Here is a 25687-nt window from a genome sequence, read left to right on the forward strand (position 1 = left end):
GTGCATGGCAACGGTGTCTCTCGGTGGCGGTCTGGAGGAGAAGATCGATGCGATTGCCGCCGCCGGGTTCGACGGTATCGAGTTGCTGGATGCCGACCTTCGAGAGTCGGCGATGTCCCCGGGCGAATGTGCTCGCCGCTGTGCGGACCTCGGATTGACCATCGACCTGTATCAGCCGTTCCGGCGAGCCGAAGGCGTGTCGCACGACGAGTTCGGTGCTGTGCAAGCTCGTTTTCGACGCGAGCTGGAGGTGATGCGGGAGATCGGTGCCGACTCCATTCTCGTGGTCTCCAACACCGATGATGACGCCGCCAGCAGCCGTGACCTGTCGGTGGCGCAGCTGTCGGCGCTGGGCGATGTGGCCGCCGAGCACGGCGTGACGGTGATGTTCGAAGCTCTGGCGTGGGGTACCCAGATCAGCCGGGTCGCAGATGCGTGGGAAGTGCTGCAGCGCGCCGATCATCCGAACCTGACCCTGGTGGTCGACACGTTCCACCTGATCGCCCGCGGCGAGGACATCACCATCTTGTCCGAACTCCCAGCCGGCTCGGTGGGATTTCTCCAACTGGCCGATGCGCCTTTGCTTTCCATGGACCTCATGCAATGGAGCCGTGGGCATCGCTGTTTCCCCGGTGAGGGGCAGATGGATCTCCTCGCCCCGATCGGCACCGTCCTGGCATCGGGGTATGACGGGCCCCTCTCGCTCGAGATCTTCAATCCTGGCTATCGCGAACGCGATACGCACGAGGTGGCCAGGGCCGGGGCAGTAGCGCTCGGCGAGTTCATCGATGAGCTGGGAACAAAGGCGGACGCCCCGTCATCGACGTGGACAGACGACGGCGTGCAACGCCTTTCGGCGCAGGTGGGTTCGCTGTGAGCGGGTTGCGACCGTTGGAACTGGACGGGGTCGTGCCATATCCAGCCGACTTTGCCGCCCGGTACCGCGACGAAGGGTACTGGACCGACCAGACGCTGTCCGAGATGTTGTTCGAGACGATCGAACGGTCGCCCGATCAGATCGCGATCATCGCCGAAGACACCCGGATGACCTATCGCGAGCTCGGGGACCGGACGTTGACGTTCACGGCGGGTTTCGAAGCTCTCGGTGTCGGTCGTGGCGACCGTGTGGTGGTGCACCTGCCGAACGTGCCCGACTACCTGCCGATCCTGTTCTCTTTGTTCGAGCTGGGGGCGGTGCCCGTCCTTGCCCTTGCCGCGCTGCGCAGGCATGAGATCGAGTACTTCGTGGAGTTCACCGAGGCGGTTGCCTATGTCACCGTCGAATCCCACGCCGGCAACGATTTCGGGTCACTGGCGAGGGAGCTGAGACAATCGTCGGCGGGCCGGCTCCACACCGTCGTCTTATCCGAGGACGGTGCGGGTGATGATGTGGAGCAATTGCTTTCAAGCGGCCTGTCGGCGCACCGACGCAGATCCCTGCCGTCGGACGTCGCCTTCTTGCAGTTGTCGGGCGGTACCACCGGTCAGCCCAAGGTGATTCCCCATACCCACGAGGACTACCTGGCTTCCGTGCGGGCCAGTGCGGAGATCGGTGGGATCACCGATGGCACCGTACAACTGGTGGTCTTGCCGATGTGCCACAGCTTCGCGATGCGTTCGCCGGGGTTTCTCGGAGTGCTCTACAAAGGCGGCACCGTGGTGCCCGCGCCGAACGGAAGTCCCGACGTCACGTTCCCTCTGATCGAGCAACACGGGGTGACCGACGTGTCGGTGGTCCCGCCGCTCGCGCTCGTGTGGCTGAACTCGTCGCTCAAACACCGGTATGACCTGCGAACTCTGAAGGTCCTACGGGTGGGTGGGGCCAAGTTCAGTGCAGAGGCCGCCCGCCGGGTGCGTTCGGAGCTCGGTGCGACCGTGCAGCAGAGCTTCGGGATGGCCGAAGGGCTCACCACTTTCACCGGGCTCGATGAGGACGAAGAGACGATCACCACCCGGCAAGGCCGCCCGACGCTGGAGGCCGATGAGGTGCTGGTGGTGGACGACGAGGGACATGAGGTGCCTCTCGGCACCTCCGGCCATCTGCTGACGCGCGGACCGTCGACCATCCGCGGTTACTACCGCGCGCCCGAGCACAACGCCGCCAACTTCACCGCCGACGGGTTCTATCGAACGGGCGACATAGTCCGCGCGGACGAGCGCGGCTACCTCACGGTGGTGGGGCGGTCCAAGGACCAGATCAACCGGGGCGGAGAGAAGATCGCGCCCGAGGAGGTCGAAAACGTCCTTCTGACATCGGAATCGGTTCACGATGTGTCGGTGGTCGGAGTGCCCGACGAGCTGCTGGGGGAGCGCACCAAGGCGTTTGTCATCCCACGGGAGGGAAGTGATAGGTCGACGCTGTCGCTCCCGGCCATCAGGAGATTTCTCACCGACAAGGGTCTTGCCGCATACAAGATCCCGGACGTCGTGGAACTGGTCGACGAGTTCGAACGAACCGCGGTGGGCAAGGTCAGCAAACTCCACCAACGCGCACGCTGACTTCACCTTCTACTTAAGTTAGCCTATACTTACCAGAGTGAGATGTGAGGTCGTGTTCCCCATGATCGTTCGAGTTGTCGGTTCCGCTGGGAGCCCGGCAGGAGGAGTCGCTTCATGACCACCGATGAGAGTGCTCCGTTCGATGTGGTGGGCGTCGGTTTCGGACCGGCGAACCTCGCGCTGGCGATCGCGATCGAGGAGTACAACGACCGGGCCCGTCCGGCAGACCGCCTGACGGCGAAGTTCGTGGAGAAACAGCAGCGGTTCGGCTGGCACCGGGGCATGTTGATCCCCGGCACCACGATGCAGATCTCGTTCCTCAAAGACCTTGCCACCCAACGGGACGTCTGCAGTCCCTACTCATTCCTGAAGTACCTGTCCGAGCGTGGCAGGTTGACGGACTTCATCAACCAGCAGAGCTTCTTCCCCACCCGGCTCGAGTTCCACGACTACCTCGAGTGGGCGGCCGGGAAGGTGACGTTGCCCATCGCCTACGGGACGGAGGTCAGCTCGGTGAACTGGACCGGCGACGTGTTCGAGGTCCAGGTGCCGGGTTCGGTTCCGGTGCGCGGGCACAACGTGGTTCTCGCCGGCGGCCTGCGTTCCAAGGTGCCCGCGGGTGTCGCGCAGAGCGCGCGTGTGTTCCACAATCACCGCTTGCTCGAGCACCTCCGGGATCTGCCGCGCATGCGCCACCAGAGACTGATCGTGGTGGGTGCCGGGCAGAGTGCTGCAGAGGTGGCCGCCTATCTGCACGAGACGTATCCGGAGTCCGAGATCCATGCAGTCTTCGGCAAATACGGGTACACCCCTGCCGACGACAGTCCCTACGCCAACCGGATCTTCGATCCGGACGCTGTTGTCGACTTCCATCAGTCGTCCGACGAACTCCGCGCGCAACTGCTCAGCTATCACCGTGGAACCAACTATTCGGCAGTGGATCCACCGCTGATCGAGGAGCTGTACCGCCGCGAGTACGGGGAGCGGGTGTCGGGGCGCCGGAGGTTGTTCGTACGTGGTGCGTCGGAGGTCAGCTCGCTGGTCGAGACGGATGACGGTGTCGCCGTGCAGATCCGCCATCGACCGTCACAGGGTGTCGACGAGTTCAGCTGCGACGCAGTCATCTTCGCGACGGGCTTCGAACCGGTCAGCCTCGCCGAGCTGCTCGGTCCGCTGGCGGCGGCCTGCGATGTGGACGACCAGGGTCGCCCCGTCGTGGACCGTCAATACCGGGTGACCACCAGCGGACGCATCAAGGGCGGGATCTACCTGCAAGGCAACACCGAGCACACCCACGGCCTCACGTCGACCCTGTTGTCGAACCTGGCAGTGCGCTCGGGGGAGCTGGTGGACTCGATCGTCGCCTCGGTCAGGCGAACCGAGGCGGAGGCCGCCGTGCACATCACTTCTGAATCGAGCGAGCAGAGAGAAGACGACTTTGTCTACCAACCCCTTTGATGATGACGAGGGCACGTTCTATGTGCTCGTCAACGATGAAGAACAGTACTCACTGTGGCCGACGTTCGCGGAGGTACCGCAGGGCTGGCGGATCGTCCACGGAGCAGACGGCCACGCCGGCCGGCAGGAATGCCTCGACTACGTCGACGAGCATTGGACGGACATGAGGCCGAAGAGCCTGCGTGACGCGATGGACGCGGACGCCACGAATTCGGATGCCACGGATTCGCGGGCACGCCACAGCGTTTCTCCCTGAACAACTCACAGCATCTGACGAACCGAGGACAGAAACATGCTCCGCACTCTGGTGAACGGTAAGATCCACCGCGCCACAGTCACTCAGGCCGACCTGCATTACGTCGGCTCCATCACGGTCGACGAGACATTGATGAAGGCCGCCGATGTGGTAGAAGGTGAAAAGGTTCAGGTCGTCGACGTCACGAACGGCGCGAGACTGGAGACCTACGTGATCACCGGCGCCGCCGGTTCAGGGGTCATCTGCATCAACGGGGCAGCGGCTCATCTGGTGAACCCGGGTGACCTGGTGATCATCATGTCGTTCCTGCAACTCGACGAGGCCGAGGTCATCGTGCACGAACCCAAGGTGGTCCACGTCGACTCGGACAACGCGATCGTGGCTCTGGGAAATGATCCGGCGCAACCGGTTCCGGGCGCGACCGATCAACTGTCGAGCCGTTAGACACGATCGACGACCGTCTCGCATCGGCGAGCGCAAGGGAATGTGGTTTGGCGATGGGACGTGGCATGAGGCTCTCGGGTGCGCAATGGGGCGTGTGGTTCGCTCAGGAATTGGCGCCTCGGTCGCCGGTGTTCTCGATCGGGCAGCTCCTGTGGCTGCCTGCGGGGTGCGATAGCGAAATCCTGGCTCGTGCCGTGGGCATCGCCGTTCACGACGCCGACGTCCTGTGGTGCCGTTTCGACACCGGGACGCAGGGGCCGGTGCAGTCGATCCAGGTGCCGACTGCCCCGCCGCCGATCGAGGTGCGCAACCACGTGGGCACCGCCGATTCACTTCGGGCACAGGCGCGCACGCGGATGTCCGAGGCGCTACCCCTTGCTGAGGGCCCCTTGTTCGCCGCCACGGTGTGGTCGCTCGACGATGGGCAGATCGTCTGGGAGTTCAAGGCGCACCACATATTGCTCGACGCGTACGGGCTGTCGTTGCTGACCCGCCGGGTGGCACAGGTGTACACCGCGCTGTCGCGGGGTGCGGCCGTACCGGAGTCGACGTTCGGCACCGTGGCCGAGATGATCACGGCCGAGGACGAATACGAGCGCAGCGATGTCGCCGCGCGCGATGGTGAGTACTGGAGTGCCTTCGCCGAATCGCTGGGAGACTCCGCAGCGTCGCTGGTGCCGGCGTCTCCGAGCGCGAGTATGCCCATCGGCGTGTCCGTGTCGATCGACCGGGAGGTCATCGACAGGGTCGACCAACTGGCTCGATCGGTCGGCGCCACCTGGGGTGAGGCGATGATCGCCCTCTGGGCCTGGTACGACTCGCATCGGTCGGGCAGTACAAAGGCGACCATCGGGATCCCGATGATGGCTCGGCGCGGGGTGGGCCTGCGTACCCCGATGATGCAGGTGAATGTTCTGCCCGTGTCGCTGGAGATCGATCCACACGGCAGCGTGGGCGAGTGGATCAGCCGTGCGGCGGGCGAACTCGGCGGCGTGCGCCGGCATCAGCGTTACCGGGGTGAGCGCCTCACCCAGGTGGCCGAAGGCGTCAAACCTGCTCTGTCGCAGGTCAATCTGCATGTATTCGACTACCACGCCGATTTCGCGGGAACGGTCGCGGTCACCGAGGAACTCGGCACCGGGCCGGCCGACGACCTCAATCTGTTTGTCTACAACGACAAGGTGAAGGGGTTCGCGCTCGAACTCAAGGCCGACCCCACCCGGTACGACGAATCAGAACTGCGGATGCATCTGCGACGGATCGAGAGCGCAGTCCGCAGGCTGTCGTCGCTGTCGGCCGACGATCGTCTGCGCGCGCTGGTTCCTGCCGACCCCGTGGACACCGAACTGTTGTCGGAGTGGGTGTCCGGGCAACCCGAGTTCAGCCGCGAGGTGACGATCGACGAGCTGTTGCAGACGGCAGCCAGGGTGCATCCGGAGCGTGTCGCGGTGGCCGTCGATGATCGGCACCTCACCTATAGGCAGTTCGATTCGCGGGTGAACCGCATTGCCCGGCACCTTCTCTCATCGGGTGTGCGCACCGGCGACCGCATCGCGGTGATGGCCGCGCGCGACGAGTGGCTGCCCGTCATGCTCGCGGCAGTCATGCGCGCGGGCGCCGTGTACGTTCCGGTTGACCCGGACTATCCAGACGACCGGATCGAGTTCCTGCTGCAGGACGCCGCACCGAGTGCAGTGCTGACCAACTGTGGGGACGCTCTCGACATCAGGCGGTTCGCCGACGTCGTGGGGACGCCGATCATCGACGTCGCGGACCCTGTGGTGGTGCGGCACCTCGACACCGTGTCGCCGCAACCGGTCGGCGACGCCGACCGCACCCGCAGACTACTCCCCACAGATGCCGCGTATCTGATCTACACCTCGGGCACGACCGGTCGTCCGAAGGGCGTCATGGTCAGTCACACCAACGTCATCGCACTGTTCGACGCCACCACACACTTCGACTTCCGCGCCGACGACGTGTGGATCTTGTTGCATTCGTACGCCTTCGACTTCTCCGTCTGGGAACAGTGGGTGCCCCTGACCACCGGGGCGGCGCTTGTTGTCGTCGGCCAGGATGTCCTGCGCGACCCGGTCCTCATCGGAGATGCGATCCGGAGGCATCGGGTCACCGTCCTCAATCAGACACCGTCAGCGTTCTATGCGTTGATCGACACCGAACAGCACCGGACGGACGACCCGGACCTCGCGCTGCGAACGGTCATATTCGGCGGCGAGGCACTGAATACGGCCAGACTCGCGCCATGGCTGGATCGCCACCCGACCACGCCGACGTTGATCAACATGTACGGCATCACCGAGACCACGGTGCACGTCACGCACACCGTGGTGCCGCTGCACGGCGATGTCGCAGGAGCGTCGGTCATCGGGCGGGCGCTGCCCGGCCTGCGTGCCGACGTCCTCACCCCTCATCTGCAGACGACGCCGATCGGCGTCGTCGGAGAACTGTATGTGGCCGGACCGCAGGTCGGTCTCGGATACCGCGGTCGTCCCTCACTGACCGCAACAAGATTCGTCGCCGACCCGAACGGGTCCGGAACCCGTATGTACCGCACCGGCGATCTTGCGAGGTGGAACGCCACGGGCGAGCTGGAGTATCTGGGCCGCATCGACGACCAGGTCGAGATCCGCGGATTCCGTATCGAACCGGGTGAGGTCGCCGCCGCTGTGCAATCGCACCCGGATGTGACGGCAGCTGCCGTGGTCGCCGTCGATCGGGGTGCCGAATCGAGTGGCGCCGAGAATCCACCTGCCGCAGCAGGAACGGTTCTCGCTGCCTACTATTGCGCGTCGGTCGAGTCCGACTCCGAAGGGCAGCCGCTCGATGCCGCACTGCGTGTCTGGGCCGAGACTGCGCTGCCCGCCCACATGGTGCCGTCGTTGTTCGTCCGGGTGGACGCATTGCCGATGACAGCGAACGGCAAACTCGATCGCCGAGCGCTTCCCGCAATAGATCTCGGCGCGCGCAGCGGCCAGGGGCGCGAACTCGGCACTGCCGCAGAGCACATCATCGCCGCAGTCTTCCTCGACGTACTCGGCCTCGATCCGGCGACCCAGCTGTCGGCCGACGATGACTTCTTTGCCCTCGGTGGCGACAGCATCGTCTCCATCCAGGTGGTGTCGCGAGCCAGGCGCGCAGGACTGGTGACCACAGCCAAGACGGTGTTCGAGCAGCGCACGGTTGCGGCGATCGCGGCGTCGGCTGTACCCGCGGTTGAAGGCCGTGAGGTCTTCGGACAGGACCAAGCGGCGGGAGGCGGCCACGGCGGCCTCGCTCCGCTGATGCCGATCGCCCATCGCCTGATCGATGTACCCGGATTCGATTCCTTCGCACAGACATTTGTGTTCGTGACCCCCGAGGATCTGACGTGGGAGCGGCTCCGCGACGCGCTCGACCAAGTGGTCGGACGACATGGGGCATTGCGCGCGCGGGTCGTCGGGTCGGGCGAAGCACGCCATCTCGAGGTCGGTGCCGTCGCCGCGGATGCGGCAGACGGGCTCGATCGTGACGAGCGCGTTGATGGACAGCTCACTCGGTGGAGCACCGAGACGCGGCAGCAGCACCTGAGAGAAGTCGCGACCGACCTCGCGCGTGCGCTCGATCCAGCGGCAGGCGTGATGTGGCAAGCGCGGTGGATCACCGATTCGGCGAGCGCCACAGGGCGCCTCGTCATGGTGATACATCACCTCGTCGTGGACGGGGTCTCTTGGCGGATTCTCGCTGACGACCTGGCTACCGCGTCGTCCTCCGATGCGCGCACGCCTGATGCCGGCCTGTCGAACGCAGGCACCGGGCTGGTGGCGTGGGCCCAAGCGCTGACAAGCCAGGCCGCCGCAGGCGCTTTCGATCATCAGAGACCGCTGTGGCTGGCGATGGCCGGGCAGACCGAGGCCGTCCTCGGGCATCGGCAACTCGATCCGCAGCGTGACACCTGTGCCCATGTGCGGCGAGTGAGTGTGACGATTCCCGCGCTTACCGCGTCCGCTGTACTGGCCGACGTCCCGCGGATCGCTGCGGGAACCGTCGACGACGTCTTGCTCGGCGCGCTGTCCGCGGCGCTGTCCCAGGTGTTCACCGATCGTGATGAGTTGTCGCACGACGGGTTTGTCATCGGGCTGGAGGGTCACGGCCGCGAAGAGGGAGTCGTCGACGGCGCGGACCTGTCGACAACAGTCGGATGGTTCACATCGTGGTACCCGGTGCGGCTTCCGCTGCCTGGCAGTGAGGTCGGACAATCCGAAGCCGACGGGTTGCACGGGAAGCGCGCGCTGGATGCAGTCCTGACCGTGAAGGAGACGCTTTCCTCGATACCCGACAAGGGCATCGGTTACGGAGTTCTTCGCCACCTCGCCACCGGACCGGCGACTGAGCTTGCCGCCCTGGACCACCCGCAGATCGCGTTCAACTACCTCGGCCAGTTCCGAGGTGCCGGTGTTGGTGGCGTCAACAGCGAATTGCCGTGGCAATCCGCTCCGGAGACAGCGGGATTGGGTCTGCACGCGGCCGACGAGATGCCGGCTCCGGCGGTCGTCGACATCACCGCCAGGGCAGTCGTGTCCGATACCGGAGTCGAGCTGCACGCAGACTTTGCCTACGTCGAGTCGGTCATCGACGAAGCCGCAGTGCGTGCACTTGCCGACCGATGGACGACGGCGCTGGCGGCACTCGCGGAGTATGCCACCTCACCCCAAGCGGTTGTGGCACACTCGCCCAGCGACTTTCCCCTGGTCGACGTGTCGGCGGACGACATCTCGACGTGGGAGCGCGATCACGGGGAACTTCTCGGGGTGTACCCACTGACGCCAGCCCAGCGCGGTGTCCTCTTCCACTCCGCGCTCGACGCGTCCGGAGGCGTCGATCTGTATACGGCGCAACACGTTCGCGAGGTTGCCGGCCCGGTACAGCCTGACAGGCTCCACGCCGCATGGCGAGCGGTGTTGACGAGGTATCCGCAGCTGACGATGGCTGTGCGGACCGCCCACGACGGCACCCCCGTCGCCGTCATCCCGGTGACCGTGGACGAGCCGTTGACGGTGATCGACCTGCGCGCTAGTGCCGATCCGGAACACGATGCCGCCACGTTCATCGAGGATGACCGGGCGCGGGGCTTCGATGTGGAGCACGGCTCACCCATTCGTCTGACGCTGCTGCTCACCGACGACGCAGCAGGTGTTCTTGTCCTCACGTCGCACCACGCGGTAGTCGACGGCTGGTCCACTCCACTGCTCGTCCAAGAGCTGCTGCGGGCCTACCAAGCGCCCGAAGCCGTTGCCTCGCAGGTAGACGACACGTTCTTCCGTTTCGTGCGCCGAATGGCGGAGTCGGACGCGCGGCACGCCATCGATGTCTGGCAGGGTCCGCTGGCCGCGGTCACCGAACCGACCCTGGTGGCCGGTGGCTGGCAACCGGACGACACGTCTTTCCCCGACACTGCCGAGACGGTTCTCTCCGCGCCCGTGACCGCAGAACTCGCAAACCTCGCCAAGCGCAGATCGATCACACTGAACACCGTCGTCCAGGCCGCGTGGGCGCTGACGCTACAGATCCATACCCGCTCGGCGACAACGGTCTTCGGGTCGGTGGTCTCCGGGCGGTCCGTGGACGTCGACGGCATCGACACCGCCATCGGCATGTTCGTCAACACCATTCCCACGGTCGTGACCGTGTCACCCGACATGACAATCGATGCAGTGCTCGACACCGTGCACGCCTTCAACGTGGCGGTGCTCGAGGGTCATCAGGTCTCGCTCACCGACATCCACCGTCTCAGCGGGATGCCGGCATTGTTCGACACGCTTGTGGTGATGGAGAACTACGTCAACGACGACACCGTGCTGGGTGAACTGCAACGCGCCACCGGACTCTCTCTTGCGCTACGGCAGTGGCGCGATTCGACGAACTATCCGCTCACGCTGCGCGTCGTTCCCGCCGCCGAATTGTCTGTCGAGTTGTCCTACCACCCCGCCGGCGTCGACGCCGATTCCGCCCGCAGGATCCTGGACACCTTCACCCGCGTTCTCGAGGCATTCGGAGCGGGGACAGACACACTGATCGCGCGACTGAACACCGTGGGCGCCTCGGATGCCTCGGTGATCAAGCAGGTCTCGGCCGGACCCGCGCTGCAGGTACCGCCGGCTACGACGGTTGATTCGCTGCTGGTCGCGTCTGCGCACTCCCACCGCGACCGGACCGCTGTGGTCCACCGGGATGTGGAGTTGACCTACGCGCAGTTCGACGCGCAGGTGAATCGGCTGGCCCGGTACATGCTCGTCTCCGGTGTCCAGGTCGGTGATCGCGTGGCCCTGATCGGTGGTCGCGATGAATGGCTACCCATCTGCGTTGCGGCCATCATCCGTGCGGGTGCGGTCTACGTCCCGGTGGATCCCGAGCATCCCCGGCGACGCCGAGACCACATCCTGGCCGAGTGCACACCCACCCTCATCGTGAGCACGGTGGTTCCCGACTCCCTGGGCTCCGATTCCCTTGGTGGCGAAGAGGATCTGTTCGGCGACGGACGACTCGTGAACCTCCGAGATGAGTTGACCCTCAACACGATTGCTGCGGTGTCCGGCGAACCGATCGCGGAGTCGGAACGAAACCGGCCGTTGCTGGCCGGTGACCTGGTGTACGTGATCTACACCTCGGGTACCACGGGTGCACCCAAGGGTGTGGAAGTGTCGCACCACTCCCTGGTGAACCGCCTGTCCTGGGGCGCCCATCTCATCGGCGACAGCGACGACGTGGTCGGCGTTGCCAAATCCGGTCTCGGTTTCATCGACGCACTCACCGAGATGCTGCACATCGTTGTGGTCGGAGGCCGGCTGATCGTCGCGACCGCCGACGAGGCGAAAGACCCAGCACAACTGTCAGAGCTGTGCGCGCGGGCGGGTGTCACCGATGTGGTGATGGTTCCGTCCCTGGCTCGAGGCATCGCGGCTTCCGTTGCGGCACAGGGCGGCATGCGCCGACTGACGGTGTCGGGTGAGCGGCTCGATATCCCGACGGTCGAGCAGCTCACGTCCACGTGGCCAGACGCGGCGGTGACGAACTTCTACGGCTCCACCGAGGTCACCGGTGACGTGACCACCCACCCGTTGTCACCGGGCGGAAGCGGGTCGGTGCCCATCGGCCTCCCGGTCGCCAATTCAGCTGTGCTGGTGCTCGATCCGATGCTGCGACCGACACCCATCGGTGTCGTCGGAGAGTTATACGTGTCGGGTGCCCAGGTGGCTCGCGGCTATCGCGGGAGATCCGGTCTGACGGCATCCCGGTTTGTCGCCGACCCGGCCGGCTCGGGCCAGAGGATCTATCGGACAGGCGATCTCGTCCGGTGGACCACCACCGGGGTCCTGGAGTACTCGGGCCGCGCCGACGACCAGGTGAAGATCCGGGGCCAGCGCGTGGAACCCGGCGAGGTCACTGCGGTACTCGGCTCGCACCCACACATCTCGTCCGCGGCCGTGGTTGCGGTCGAACACCCGGTGTCGGGCACGGTACTCGCCGCCTACTACACAGAAGCCGGCACCGGAACGTCCGACGCCCACGCTGTCGCGTCGATGGCCGATGGGTTCGACGACGAACTGCGCGAGTGGGCAGCGACGCGATTGCCCGCCCACATGGTCCCCTCTGCGTTCGTTCGGCTCGATGAGCTCCCGCTGACCGTGAACGGGAAGCTGGATCGAAGTGCGTTGCCGGCAATCGATCTGGGCGCAGGCGCTGGACGTGGCCGTCCATTGTCGACGGAGACCGAACACACCGTTGCTGCGCTGGTGGCCGACGTCCTCGGCCTCGGGGAAGTCCCGTTGTCGGCCGAGGATGACTTCTTCGTCCTGGGCGGGCACTCGTTGCTGGCCACCCGGCTGATCGCGTTGCTCAACGCGCGATGCGACCGGGGATTGACGCTGCGCTCGGTGTTCGATCACCCCACCATCGCCGGTCTGGCTGGGACCTTGGATGCGGCGGGTGGCCCCGGTGATTCTTCGGCGTTGCCTCGGCTCGTGACCGTGAACCGCCCGGAGCACATACCGGCTTCCTCGGGCCAGCAGGCTCTCTGGGCCATCGAGGGTCTCTCGGAAGCGAGCGGCCGGTACGTCGTGCCGGTGAAGTGGTATGTGGAAGGGCATTTCGACCAGGCGGCCTGGGAGCGGGCACTCGAAGTGGTCGTCCGCCGCCACGAGTCGCTGAGGACCCGATTGGTGGAGGCCGGGGAACACGGTCTTGTCCAGATCGTGGAACCCGCAGACTCCGTGGGTCGGTGGCTGACCACCCACCATCTGCACCTGGACGGGTCCGATGTCGACACCGACTGGGACACGGTGGAGAACTGGGTGCAGAGTCCGATCTCCCTCGATACGGACATGCCGATCCGCTCGCTCGTCGCACCGCGTGACAATGGCGGCCACATTCTCGCGGTTGCGATACATCACGCGTTTGTCGACGAGTGGTCGATGTCCACGGTCGCGAGCGAGCTCTGGGCAGCGTACGGCGCCCTGAGCGAGAAGCGGGAACCGGCACTGCCGCCGGTTGTGTTGCAGTATGCGGACTTCGCGGTGTGGCAGCAGCAGCTCGTCGACACCGTTGCCTTCGAGCGAGGCACTCAGTACTGGGCCGATACCGTGGCCGGGGCGCCCGAGTTGTCCACCCTTCCACCCGATCGGCCGCGACCGGCAACACCCACCTTCCAAGGCGGCCACACCGGACTTGTCATCGACGAGGCGACAACCGCTGCCCTGCAACAACTCTCTGCTGACACCGACGCCTCGATGTTCGTGGTGGTCCACGCCGCGGTCGCGCTGAGCTTGCACAGGCTCGGGGCCGATTCGGACATGGTGCTCAGCTCGCCGACCGCGGGACGTCCGGATGCGGCAGTCATGTCCACGGTCGGCTACTTCATCAACACCGTGGCCGTCCGGCACCGCCTGCAACCGAAGTGGACGCCGAGAGAGTTCTTGAGCGCCACCCGGGAAACAGTGCTCGCAGCTCTCGACCACCAGTTGATCCCTTTCGACAGGGTTGTGGCGGCATCAGGCGTCGACCGGATTCCGGGAGCGAACCCGCTGTGTCAGGTGCTGCTGAACTTCGTGACCGAGCACGAACAGATCAGAGACGACACCCTTCAGGCCGCCGGCCTGTCCCATTTCGAGAGAGTCGGCGGTGTCCTGAAGACCGTCAAGGCCGACCTCGAAATCGAGTTCCAAGTGGTGAACGGCGTTCTGACGGGTGGTGTCTCGTATGCCGCCGAGCTGTACACACCGGCCTCCATCGAACGTTTCGTCGACGTGTTCACCGCCGTTCTGGACGTGATGGTCAACGCTACGGACAAGCCGCTGGGTGCTGTCGAATTCGGTCCCGTGCCGGTGGAGGGTGCTGGACGCAGCGAGAGCCTGACGGCCGTCGAGTACCCGACCGTGGACGCCATGCTCCAGGCCGCCGCCCGTGAGCGTCCGTCGGAACCTGCGCTGGTCTTCGGAGAACAGACCTACACCTCGGCGCAGTTCGATCAGCGTGTCAACCGGCTGGCCCGCCACCTGATCCGATCCGGCGTCGAGGTCGGTGACCGCGTGGCGGTCCTGATCCACCGGCGCCCGGAGCTGCCCCTTGCACTGGCCGCGGTGGTGCGCACCGGCGCCGCGTTTGTTCCCATCGACCCCGCCTACCCGCTCGAACGAATCCGGTTTCTGATCGAGGACAGCGGCGCTGCGGTGTTGATCACCGCCGGTCGCGACGGCGATGGCTCGATGTACGGCCACACCAACACGTTTGATCTGGCCGATCCAGTGGTGGCGTCGAGGATCGACATCATGGAGCCGTCGCCTGTGGGCGACGATGAACGCTCGCGTCGGTTGCATGCCGACGACTCGGTCTACTTGGTGTACACCTCGGGCACCACCGGACGCCCCAAAGGCGTCGACATCACGCATCGGGCATTCGGTGAGCTGATCCGTCGCCGCCAGGACCTCTGCGAACTGGCTCCCGGTGATGTCGTGATGGCCAGAACGGCAATCGGTTTCGACCCGGCGGCGGCGGAGTTGTTCTGGCCGCTGGCCTTCGGCGGTGTTGTGCACTATCTGGATGACACCCAGTTCGTCGACCCCGGATACATCGCTGAGCTGTTGAACAACAACCGCTTCGCCTGGATCGACTTCACCCCGTCGCTCATGGAGGAAGTGCTGCGGCAGGGCACCCTGACGGAGCTGGCACCCAATGTTCTGTCGCTGGGTGGCGAAGCGGTGCCGTTGTCGCTTGCCCGTGACCTGCACACGAGATTCGGTGTGCGGGCATGGAACATCTATGGGCCGGCCGAGGCGACGATCGAGGTGGTGCTCGGCCAGTTCGACCCCGGGGCCGACTACCCGGACGGGACCCTTCCGATTGGGCGTCCGCTCACCAACACCGCTGCCGTGGTGCTGGATTCGTGGTTGCGGAGAGTGCCGGCAGGTGTCGTCGGTGAACTGTATGTGTCGGGCGTGCAATTGGCGCGCGGGTACCACCGCCGCCCAGGCCTGACGGCCGGGAGCTTTGTCGCCGACCCACGGGGGTCTGGTGGTCGCATGTACCGGACGGGCGATTTGGCCCGATGGAATGCCGATGGCCTTCTGGAGTATCTAGGACGCGTCGACGATCAGGTGAAGATCCGGGGCCAGAGGGTGGAGCCCGGTGAGGTTGCCGCGGTGGTGGGCGGCCACCACTGGGTCGGGTCCGCCGCAGTGGTGCCGGTCGAACATCCGGTCGCCGGGATGACTTTGGCGGGGTACGTAACCGCACTCGGCGATGGTGCCCACCTGTCCGACGACCTGTTCGCTGAACACTTACGCGAGTGGGTCGGCGCCAGGTTGCCTGCCCACATGGTCCCGTCGGTCTTCATGCGTCTGGACGTGCTGCCGATGACTGCGAACGGAAAGGTGGACCGCAGGTCCCTGCCTGCCGTGGACGCGGGTGTCCCGAGCGGCCGGGGGCGCGAGCTGGAAACCGAGACAGAACGTGTGGTCGCGACGACGGTCGCCGGGGTTCTCGGGGTGGACGCCGACGTCGTGATGGCCGCCGGTGACGACTTCTTCGCCCTCGGTGGGCACTCGCTGACCGCAACGCGGTTGGTCGCGCTGTTGAACGACCGGTGTGGAACCGATCTGACGTTGCGGTCGGTGTTCGATCACCCGACCATTGCCGAGCTCAGCGCCGCTGTGGACGCAGCGATGAAGACCGCCGCGCCGGCCACGCATCCGCAGCCAGGCACGACCGAACGGCCGGCGCACATCCCGGCTTCGTATGGCCAGCAGGCGCTCTGGGCGATCGGCCAGGCAACCGGGCCGAGCAGCCAGTACGTCATCGGTGATGCGTTACAGGTGAACCCGGGTCTTGAGGCAGAGACCCTGCGGCGGGCTGTGGTGTCGGTGGTGCGGCGCCACGAAGCGCTGAGAACTCACTTCGACTGGCGTGCGGGAGATCTGGTCCAGGTCATCCGTGACGCACGCGACGCCGACGGTGTTCCGTACGACGTCGTCGACGTCGCCGAGGCTGACGTAGCGCGCACGGCCGGTGAGCGCCTCGGACGGCCACGTGACGGCTCGGAGGCGTGGCTTGTCGAGTTCGTGCACCTGCGCAGTGCCGGTCGTCAGTGGCTGCTGGTGGCGGGGCACCACATCGTGTTCGACGAGACGTCGTTCGACGTCTTCCTGTCCGATCTCGACCTCGCTCTGCGGGCTGAGAGTGACGATGACCCTGCGCGACAACAACTTGCCGACGGACAGGGACGTCTGCGGCAGTTCGCCGACTGGGCGATCCAGGAACGGTCCGTGCTCGATTCGGCACCGGGCGGGCGCTCCGCCCTCATCGAGCGGATCACGACGCGGCTTGCGGACCACGTGGTGTATCCGTACCTGCCCTACGACCACGCGGGCCCTGGCCGGCCTGCGACGTCGACGGCCGCGGAAGCCGAATGTGTTGTGCCGAAACAGCTCGTCGAACAGGTACAACAATTCGCCGCCCAGAGTCGTGTCACGCCGTTGATGCTCCTCAACGCCGCACTGTCTGCCGCGTTGTCATCGCACGGCGCCGCGACCAGGTCCGTCTTCGGCACCCCGGCGACCCTGCGCCAGGGTCCTGATGCCGAGCAGTCGATCGGGTATTACCTCAACACGGTTCCGGTGCCGGTGTCGACCGAACCATCCGCGAGCTTTTCCACCAACGTTGCCGAATCGCGTCGGCTCCTGCTCGAATCCCTCGATGCCCGAGATGTGCCGTTCGAGTTCGTGGCATCGTCACCCGGTCTGCGCGTGAGTGCCGAGAGCACATCGCCGGTCTTTCAGGTCATGACGGCATACCGCGCCGGCGGGACACCTGATGAGTCCTACCGATATCTCAGTCGCGCGATCGATGTCCTCGATGCCGGGCGCTCCGAGTCGGTTGCGAAATTCGATCTCACCGTTGCCATCATCGACAACGACGGCGCCTGGACCCTGTGGTTCAGCTACGCATCGGCCCTGTTCGAGCCGGCCACCATCGAGAACCTGATGGCGACCACCGCGTTCCTGCTGATCGCGGGCAGTCAGTCGCCGACGGCGACAGTGCAGCAATTGTTCTCGGAGTACATCGCGCCCGAGCAGTCGCGACCGGGCGGGATGCCAACCGACGACCGAACAGCGGAAACCCCTCTCTCGGAGACTGTTCCGCTGCCCGGCTCCCGCTTCACCGTCAGCGACGTACGCGCGGCCGCGTTGCGGGTCCTCGGCTGGGGCCTGACCGGGTCCGGCGTGGTGCAGATGCCGTTTGCCGTGGATCGGGACGGACCGCGGCCGGCAGAGGCAACACCGTTGATCGTGTGTTCGACCTCCGACGGCGTGCTCGCCGACGACTTCGACATCCGCGTGCCCGGTGACGGCCGGTTCGACCTCGAATCGGTCGGCGTGATCAAGACTCTTCTGTTTGCGGTACTGCAAGCCCCTGATGCGGATCGGTTGCAGATCGATCTGCCACCGGTCGGCCTGATCGACGCCGAGCGTGACGTCGCGGGCGAACGCGTCGACGACCACAGTGACCGATGGCTGGCTTTCGCCGATGATGTCGACATCGCCGATCCGGTCACGCTGGCCGTCGATGACCGAGACCCGCGCGTCGGTCGCAGTGTTGTGAATGTTGATGCCGCAACCGGGCCGGTCGCCCTGGCAGACCTGCGTGCGTCGGTGGTGTCGTCGACGGTGCAGGCCCTGGTCGCCATCGATGTCCTGACTCCGGCGGACCTCGTCGCCGAAGGTGTCATCATCGACATCGAAGAACCGTCGCGCGAAGACCTGCGGCAGTACATCATCGGGCGAGCGCGGCGGACGTTCCCAGTATTGGTCCGATGGGCCTCGGAAACAGGCGATCTCGCCGACGAGACTCGCGATGCCCTGGCGATGACCCCCGCCGAGGCCGAGGGCTATGTGATCCTGCGCGACCACAGCCCTGCGACCATCGGCGTCTTCGATGAGCTTCCCGAGGCGCAGATCGCGATACGGCTCCACCACGCGACTTCCCCTGTGGCGCCCGGCATCACCGCATCACCGGGCGACCAGCCACTGGTGCTCGATGTGGTTGTGGCCGGTACGGAGAGTTCCGGGGTGGCTGTGGCCGTGGACGTCATGACAACGCTGGCGGTCGATGCGGTGGGCCTGGCAGAACGAGTTGCCGCCGCCCTGACAGCAACCGGATCGGTGGTCGGCCTTCTGACCTCACCCGACCCGTGGGCCGACGGTGTTGTATACGAACAGATCGCGGCCCCACAACTGGTGGAGGTCGGTGCGAATCTCACCGAAGAACTGTCGGCCACGTTCGGCCAGGTCGCCGAGATACTTCCGGTCAGTCCTCTCCAAGAGGGGCTGCTCTTCCACCTGCTGACGGCGGAGGCTGCCGACTCGACGGACGTCTATTCGTCACAGTTCGTGATCGACTTCGTCGGCGCCGTCGATCCGGACCGGTTCCACGCCGCGGTCACGGCATTGCTGTACCGCTACCCGAACCTGCGGGCCGGATTCCATGTGCACGGTGAATCCACCTTCCAGATCGTCCAGGCCAAGGTGGAGGTGCCCTGGACCTGGTATCGGCAGGCAGATACCGCCCGCCTCGGGCGCGACTCGATCCTGCAGGAAGAACGCCGCCGGCCGTTTGCAGCGGACGCTCCGCCTCTGATGCGGTTCGCCCTGTTGCAGAACGACTCCGAGAAGTGGACGTTGTCCGTCGTCTTCGAGCATCTGCTCATGGACGGCTGGTCGAGCGGCCTGATGTTGGAGGCGTTGTTCACGCTGTACAACGAGATCGATGTCGCGGTCGATGAGATGCCCGATCGAATCACCCCCGCAGAGCCGTCGTTCCGGGACTATCTGCAATGGCTCCAGACCCGTGACACCCCAACAGGTTACGCAGTGTGGGCCCGCGAATTGGGCGGTATCGAATCGCCGACCCTGATCCGCCCGGGCGTCACCGAGCCCGCCCGCGCCTCGCATGCGCGGGACCACGAGATGGATCTCGACGAGACGCTGTCGGCTTCGATACGTGCTGCGGCAGCTGACGCCGGCGTCACCGTTGCGACACTGCTCTATACAGCGTGGGGTGTGCTGCTGAGCAAGCTCGTGGGCCAGAACGACGTGGTGTTCGGCACGGTCGCCTCAGGCCGCAGCCCGGATCTGCAGGACTCCGACCAGATCATCGGTCTGCTGTTCAACACGGTTCCTGTGCGCACCACGGTGCGCCCGGGAAACACGATCCGTGAACACCTACGCGCTCAGCAGCGCAGCCAGCTCGAGACGATCGAACACCCCTATGTGCAGCTGTCGCAACTGCACAGCGCGGTGGGCGTGGACCAGCTGTTCGACACGCTGTTCGTGATGCAGAACCACCAGTGGATCGACACCGACGCGCAATGGTCGCAGATCGGTCCGGACGGCTCGGTCTCGGTGGACGATGTGTCGCTGCAGGACGCGACCCACTACCCGGTGTCGATCGCATGTCATCCCGGCCGAACCATCCATCTCCGATGCGCCTATCGCAGTGACCTTCTCACCACGGACGAGGTCACCACCCTGATGGCGCGGTTCGTGCGAGTCGTGCGCGGGTTCGTCGACGATGTGGATGCGCCGATGGCCAGGATCTCGGTCCTGTCCGAGGACGAGTCCGTTGCCGGTGTCACCGCAGACCTGGTGCGTCAGGACATCCCGACGGAGTCCATAGCGTCGCTGCTGGCCCGTCAGGTGCAGGCACATCCCGACCGGACTGCGTTGGTGTCGGGCCGGACTCACCTCACATTCGAGGAGATGTCGGCGCACGTGCGCACATTGGCGGCCGAACTGGTCCGACGGGGTATCGGATCGGAGGATCGGGTAGCTCTGTACCTCGAGCGCGACCACAACATGGCCATCGCGATGTTCGCCGTCTTCGAGATCGGCGCTGCCTACGTGCCGATCGACCCCGAATTGCCCCCTGCCCGGGTTGGATACATCCTCGATGACTCGGAGTCCTCGATCGTGTGCACGTCGGCGATGCTGGCGTCATCCCTTCCCGAGACCGCGCCCGACTTGCTGCTCGTGAGTGAGACCTTGTCCAAGGCCGATACCCCGGTGCCTGAGACGGTGCAGCGCGCCGTCGATCCAGCCGGCCTGGCGTACATCATCTACACGTCGGGTTCCACCGGTACGCCGAAAGGCGTTGCGGTCCCGTACGGCGGATTGATCAACATGTTCTACAACCACGTCGATCGCATCTTCCGTCCGGCCACCGAAGGGCGTGGCGGTGCGCCGATGAAGATCGCGCACACCACATCGTTCTCGTTCGATGCCTCGTGGGAGCAGTTGTTCTGGCTGCTGGACGGACATTCGGTGTACGTCATCAGTGAGAGCATGCGCAAAGATCCTGCTGCGCTGCTGTCCTACTACACGCAGAACCGCATCGACGGATTCGACGTCACGCCCTCCTACGGTGAACTCCTGGTCGAATCCGGCCTGTTCCATACCGAACCCGGCTATGACGGCATCTCGTTCTTCTCACTCGGAGGAGAGGCGGTCCCGGAGACGTTGTGGGCCACGCTGCGTGAGCGACCCGGTCTGTGGTCGTACAATCTCTACGGCCCAACGGAATACACGATCAATGCGCTCGGTGCGAATCTCGCCGACAGTGACCGCCCGAATGTCGGCAGGCCGATCTTCAACACGATGGCACTGTTGCTCGACCGGTCGCTCACCCCGGTGCTGGACGGCGTGGCGGGCGAGTTGTATCTAAGCGGCGCCGGAATGGGCCGGGGCTACCAGGGTCGGCCTGATCTGACGGCCGCGTCGTTCATCGCCCACCCGTGGCGGTCGGGCGAACGGATGTACCGCACCGGCGACCTGATGAGGCGTCAGCCCGACGGATCGCTGGAGTACCTGGGGCGCTCGGACGACCAGATCAAGATCCGCGGGTTCCGCATCGAACCGGCGGAGATCGCCAGTGCCCTCGTCGATCGTGACGACGTGTCGCGCGCGACGGTGGTGGTCCGAAAGGGCGCATCCGGTAAGGCGTTGCACGCCTACGTCGTTGCCGCGGGGGAGGCGAAGATCGAGGTCTCCGACCTGCGTGATCATCTTGCGGCCCGGTTGCCCGACTACATGGTTCCCTCGGCGATCGGGGTTGTCGAGAACATCCCGTTGACGGTGAACGGCAAGGTCGACGTACGCGCTCTGCCCGAGATCGAACTGGCAGAAGAGGTTGCGCGCGAGCCCCGAACCGAGTTGGAGAAGACGATCGCTGCCGCGGTCGCAGACACCCTCGGGATCTCTCAGGTGTCGATTGATGCGGACTTCTTCAACATGGGTGGTCATTCGCTGCTCGCGATGCGTCTGGCCGGACGGTTGAGCAACACACTGGGTCATCCGATCTCTGTGCGTGCGATCTTCGATCACCCGACAGTGGCGGAGATGGCGGCCGCCATCGACGGCCACGACAGTCCTGGCGACGTCGAGAAGGCACCCGGACTGCCGCGGATCGGCGAGATCGAGCGGCCGGACCAGATCCCGGCTTCCTTCGGGCAGCAGGCACTGTGGGTGATCGACGAGATGGCGGGTGCGGGGTCGACCTACACGGTGACCATCCTGTGGCACGTCTCCGGCCGTCTCGAACCCATCGCGTGGGCCGCCGCACTGCGTGACCTCGTCGTCCGCCACGAGCCGCTGCGGACCCGACTGTCAGAGGCCGACGACGGCTCGATCGTGCAGGTCATCACGCCACCGGATTCGGTCGAGCGGTGGCTGCAGATCGATCACGTCGACGCGGTCGGATGCAGCGACGACGAGACCGTCTCGCTCATCGAGCAGTGGGGGAGCAGGCCACTGTCCGTTGCTGCGGACTCGACCTTGCGAGGCGTGATCGTGCGCCGAGGCGACGACCAGTTCGTTGTGGGTATGGCGTTGCACCATGCGTTTGTCGACGAGGGATCCATTGGCGCGGTGTCCGGGGATCTCTGGAATGCTTACTGCGCCCGTCTCAGCGGTGAGGCACCCGTCTTCGAGCCTCTCGCAGTGCAATTCGCCGATTACGCGGTGTGGCAGCGATCGCTGTTCGACCAGGGCCGATTCGACGAGTCCGTGCGCTACTGGAACGACCAGTTGGCCGGTGCGCCGGAACTGTCCACCCTGCCTCCGGATCGCAGCCGGCCGAGCAGGCAGAGCTTCAAGGGGATCGATCTCGAGATCTCGCTGGACGACGGACTGGTGTCGCGCGTCCGCGAGACCGCGGCCAGGCTGGACGTCTCGATGTTCATGATCCTGCACGCGGCGGTCGCCGTGGCGATGAACCGGCTGGGTTCGGGCACGGACCTCGTGCTGGGATCGCCGACGGGCGGCCGAGCGGAGGAGACCGTCGCCGATACGGTCGGCTATCTCGTCAACACGGTGCCGCTACGGCATCGCCTGCTTCCGCAGGACACCTTCCGAACCGTGCTGCAGCGCACGAGGAACAGCGTGCTGGCCGCGTTCGAACACCAGCGGGTACCGTTCGACCAGATAGTCGCCGCGGGGAACGGCGCTCATGTCGCCGGCGCGAATCCGTTGGTGCAGGTGCTGGTGAGCTATGTCGCCCAGTCCGGCGGCTCACACGAGCGTGGCCTCCTTGCGAAAGCCGGTCTGGGCTTGCTTGATCCACTGGGTGGCAGTCTCGGAGTGGTCAAGGCCGACCTCGACGTCTTCTTCGTCGACGACGGCGAGCGGATCGATGCGAACCTGGCCTACGCGGTCGACCTTTATGAGGAATCGACGATCAGGCGTTTCATCGAGACGCTGGGGCAGGTACTCGAAGTGGTGGCCGAGGATCTCGATACCCCGCTCGCTGCTGCGCAGTTGCTACCTGTCGAGTACGTCGACATCACCCGATCCGCTCAGGCCTCCGGGACAACGCCCGTGCTGGAGGACATCACGGTCGACGGGTTGTTGCGAGGCGCTGCAGACGAATTCGCGTCGAGCGTTGCGGTTGTACACGGCGCGATCGAGTGGTCTTTCGCAGAGCTCGACGGCCGGGTGAACCGGTTGGCGCGCCATCTGATCGATGCGGGCGTGCACGTCGGCGACCACGTCGCCGTGGTCGCGCAACGGGACGAATGGCTGCCGGTGATGATGGCTGCGGTGTTGCGCGCCGGCGGTGTCTACCTGCCGATCGATCCCTCCTATCCCGAAGAGCGGATCACCTACCTGCTCGAGGACTCTTCTCCGACTGTGGTGGTGACCAATTCGCCGGACTGGAACGGTTCACCCGGTACCGGCGACATTCCGGTGATCGACGTCCTGGAAATCGGTAGCAGTGCCGACGAATCGGATGCGCCGATCACGGACGACGACAGGAGCCGAGCTCTTTTCGCGGATGACGCCGCGTACCTGATCTACACCTCGGGGACAACCGGGCAGCCCAAGGGCGTTGTGGTCTCGCACCGGGCGCTGGCCAACCGGTTGCAGTGGGGTCGCCGGCGGTACCCGCTGACCGGGCCGATTCTTGTCAAGACACCGATCGGGTTCGATGTGTCGCTGCCCGAACTGCTCTCGCCGTTGGTGGAGGGTCACGCCGTGGTGGTTCTCGGTGCGGGCGACCATCGTGATCCGTGGAAGATCGTCGACGCGGTGACTCGCCACGACATCGAGCGCGTGAACTTCGTGCCGTCGATGGCCGACATCCTCGTGGAGAACGTCGACGCGGACTCCGGGGCCCGGGTGGCCGAGGTCCTGCTCGCCGGCGAGGCACTTCGCTGGAGTCTGGCCGACTCGGTCGAGTCGTCGCTGGGCGCCAACGTCCTCAACATCTACGGGCCGACAGAATCGGGCGAGGTGATGTATTTCGACTGTGGAGCGGTACCCGGTGAACAACGTGAAGGATTCGTCCCGATCGGATGGCCGGTGGCCAATTGCGGTGTGCTGGTGCTCGATCCGTGGCTGCGACGAGTCCCGGCGGGTGTGGTGGGCGAACTGTACTTGTCAGGCGCGCAGTTGGCCCATGGTTACCACGGTCGATTCGGGCTGACCGCGTCAAGGTTCATCGCAGATCCGGCCGGAACCGGTGGACGTCTCTATCGCACAGGGGATCTGGTGCAAACCGACGGCGACGGTGTGCTGGAATACGTCGGACGCGTGGACGACCAGGTGAAGATCCGAGGCCAGCGTGTGGAACCAGGCGAGGTCGCTGCAATCCTGGACGGCCACCCCCGGGTGTCGTCGGCCGCGGTGATCGCAGTCGACCACCCATCGTCGGGAAAAACCCTGGCCGCGTACTACACAACGGGCGAGGCCACTGACGACCCGACCGCGTTCGATGATGATCTGCGCGACTGGTGCGGTTCTCGACTGCCGGCTCACATGGTGCCCACGGCGTTCACCATGCTCGAGGTGTTGCCGGTGACGGCCAACGGAAAGCTCGACCGGTCCGCTCTTCCCGCGGTGGAGGTGAGCGGGCACGGCCGTGACGGGCGGGCTCTGTCACCCGGAACCGAAAGGGCCGTCGGGGAACTGGTTACCCAGGTGCTGGGACTCGGTGACGTCGAACTGTCGGCCGACGACAACTTCTTCGATCTCGGAGGGCATTCGTTCACCGCTGTGCGGCTGGCATCCCGAATAGCCGCCGAGTTCGGTGTGAAGGTGGGTGTTCGCAACATCTTCGAGAGCCCGGTGGTCTCGTCGATAGCGAACCTGATCGACCGGTCCACCGATCACTCGGATACCGATCATCTGCGAGACTCTGTGCTGCTGAGGCTTTCTCCGACGGCCGAGGCGGCGTATACCGAGCACCTGTTCTGTGCCTACCCCGCCTCGGGATCAGCCGTGATGTACGACCGCTTGGTGGCCCACGTACCGGACGGCGTGGCCGTGTACGGGTTGCAGAACGTGTCGCTGTTCGATCCCGAGATGGACATGGGCGATCTGGATGCGACGGCGCGCTGGTACTTCGACCTCGTCGACCGCATCGCCGATGGTGGCGACATCCATCTGCTCGGCTGGTCGTACGGCGCGCACCTCGCATTTGCACTCGCCAAACTGATCGAGAAGCAGAGCGACTCTAAACTGATCAGCCTGACGCTGCTCGACTCGGGCCCGACACCGGAGCCGGGTTACCTCACGGGAGCGATGTCGCTACAGGAGTCGATCGACGACTTCTGCTACGCATTCAGCATCGACCACCGTTTCTCGACGGTGGACGAGCTCGTCGATCACGCTGTCGATGTGGCGCCGCTGTGGCCGGGGATTCAAAAGTCCGACGTACGAGGCATGTTGAAGTCGGGCGCGACCGCCACTGAGCATCTTGCGAGCCCGACGCAAGGACAGGTACATGCAGATGCTTTGCTGTTGCAGGCAGGGGTGGACGGCAATCTAGACACCTTTAACTGGCGTCATCACATCGTTGGAAAGGTGGAATATTCATCGACCATAAAGGGGCATCGAGAGATGCTTGACGACGACGTCGTTGCGGATTGGGGAGATCGGTTGCGCCGGTTCATCTCTGATACCCGAAGCTGAAAGACCTTTTGATAAACAC

6 protein-coding genes are annotated in these 25687 nt (G+C 65.2%); all 6 read left to right on the forward strand.

Annotated features, from left to right (window positions below; genetic code table 11):
- Nucleotides 1-4: 4 nt before the first annotated feature.
- The 6 genes from KXR83_RS20080 (at nucleotide 5) to KXR83_RS20105 (ending at nucleotide 25668) form a co-directional block, all read left to right on the forward strand.
- A complete protein-coding gene (locus tag KXR83_RS20080; RefSeq protein WP_437426322.1) occupies nucleotides 5-877 on the forward strand; it encodes a sugar phosphate isomerase/epimerase family protein in 873 nt (290 codons plus the stop codon).
- A 32-nt stretch (nucleotides 878-909) separates the two neighbouring features.
- Complete coding sequence (locus KXR83_RS20085; RefSeq protein ID WP_437426323.1) at nucleotides 910-2499, forward strand: (2,3-dihydroxybenzoyl)adenylate synthase; 1590 nt, start codon at nucleotides 910-912, stop codon at nucleotides 2497-2499.
- Nucleotides 2500-2613: 114 nt separating this feature from the next.
- Nucleotides 2614-3957 carry a lysine N(6)-hydroxylase/L-ornithine N(5)-oxygenase family protein gene (locus KXR83_RS20090; RefSeq protein WP_437426324.1) on the forward strand — a complete coding sequence of 448 codons (1344 nt, stop codon included), beginning with the start codon at nucleotides 2614-2616 and terminating at the stop codon, nucleotides 3955-3957.
- Complete coding sequence (locus KXR83_RS20095; RefSeq protein ID WP_437426325.1) at nucleotides 3938-4213, forward strand: MbtH family protein; 276 nt, start codon at nucleotides 3938-3940, stop codon at nucleotides 4211-4213. The genes KXR83_RS20090 and KXR83_RS20095 overlap by 20 nt, the downstream gene beginning before the upstream one ends.
- Nucleotides 4214-4249: 36 nt before the next feature.
- Nucleotides 4250-4657, forward strand: a complete 408-nt coding sequence (gene panD / locus KXR83_RS20100; protein WP_437426326.1) for an aspartate 1-decarboxylase — start codon at nucleotides 4250-4252, stop codon at nucleotides 4655-4657.
- A 65-nt stretch (nucleotides 4658-4722) separates the two neighbouring features.
- Nucleotides 4723-25668 carry an amino acid adenylation domain-containing protein gene (locus KXR83_RS20105; RefSeq protein WP_437426327.1) on the forward strand — a complete coding sequence of 6982 codons (20946 nt, stop codon included), beginning with the start codon at nucleotides 4723-4725 and terminating at the stop codon, nucleotides 25666-25668.
- The last annotated feature ends 19 nt before the right edge of the window (nucleotides 25669-25687 follow it).

The organism is Williamsia muralis, from assembly GCF_051487485.1.
Taxonomy (GTDB): Bacteria; Actinomycetota; Actinomycetes; order Mycobacteriales; family Mycobacteriaceae; genus Williamsia; species Williamsia muralis_B.

Coding starts and splice junctions, on each gene's coding strand:
- KXR83_RS20080 (WP_437426322.1), top strand. CDS start 5: ATGGCAACGGTGTCTCTCGGTGGCGGTCTGGAGGAGAAGATCGATGCG.
- KXR83_RS20090 (WP_437426324.1), top strand. CDS start 2,614: ATGACCACCGATGAGAGTGCTCCGTTCGATGTGGTGGGCGTCGGTTTC.
- panD (WP_437426326.1), top strand. CDS start 4,250: ATGCTCCGCACTCTGGTGAACGGTAAGATCCACCGCGCCACAGTCACT.
- KXR83_RS20105 (WP_437426327.1), top strand. CDS start 4,723: ATGAGGCTCTCGGGTGCGCAATGGGGCGTGTGGTTCGCTCAGGAATTG.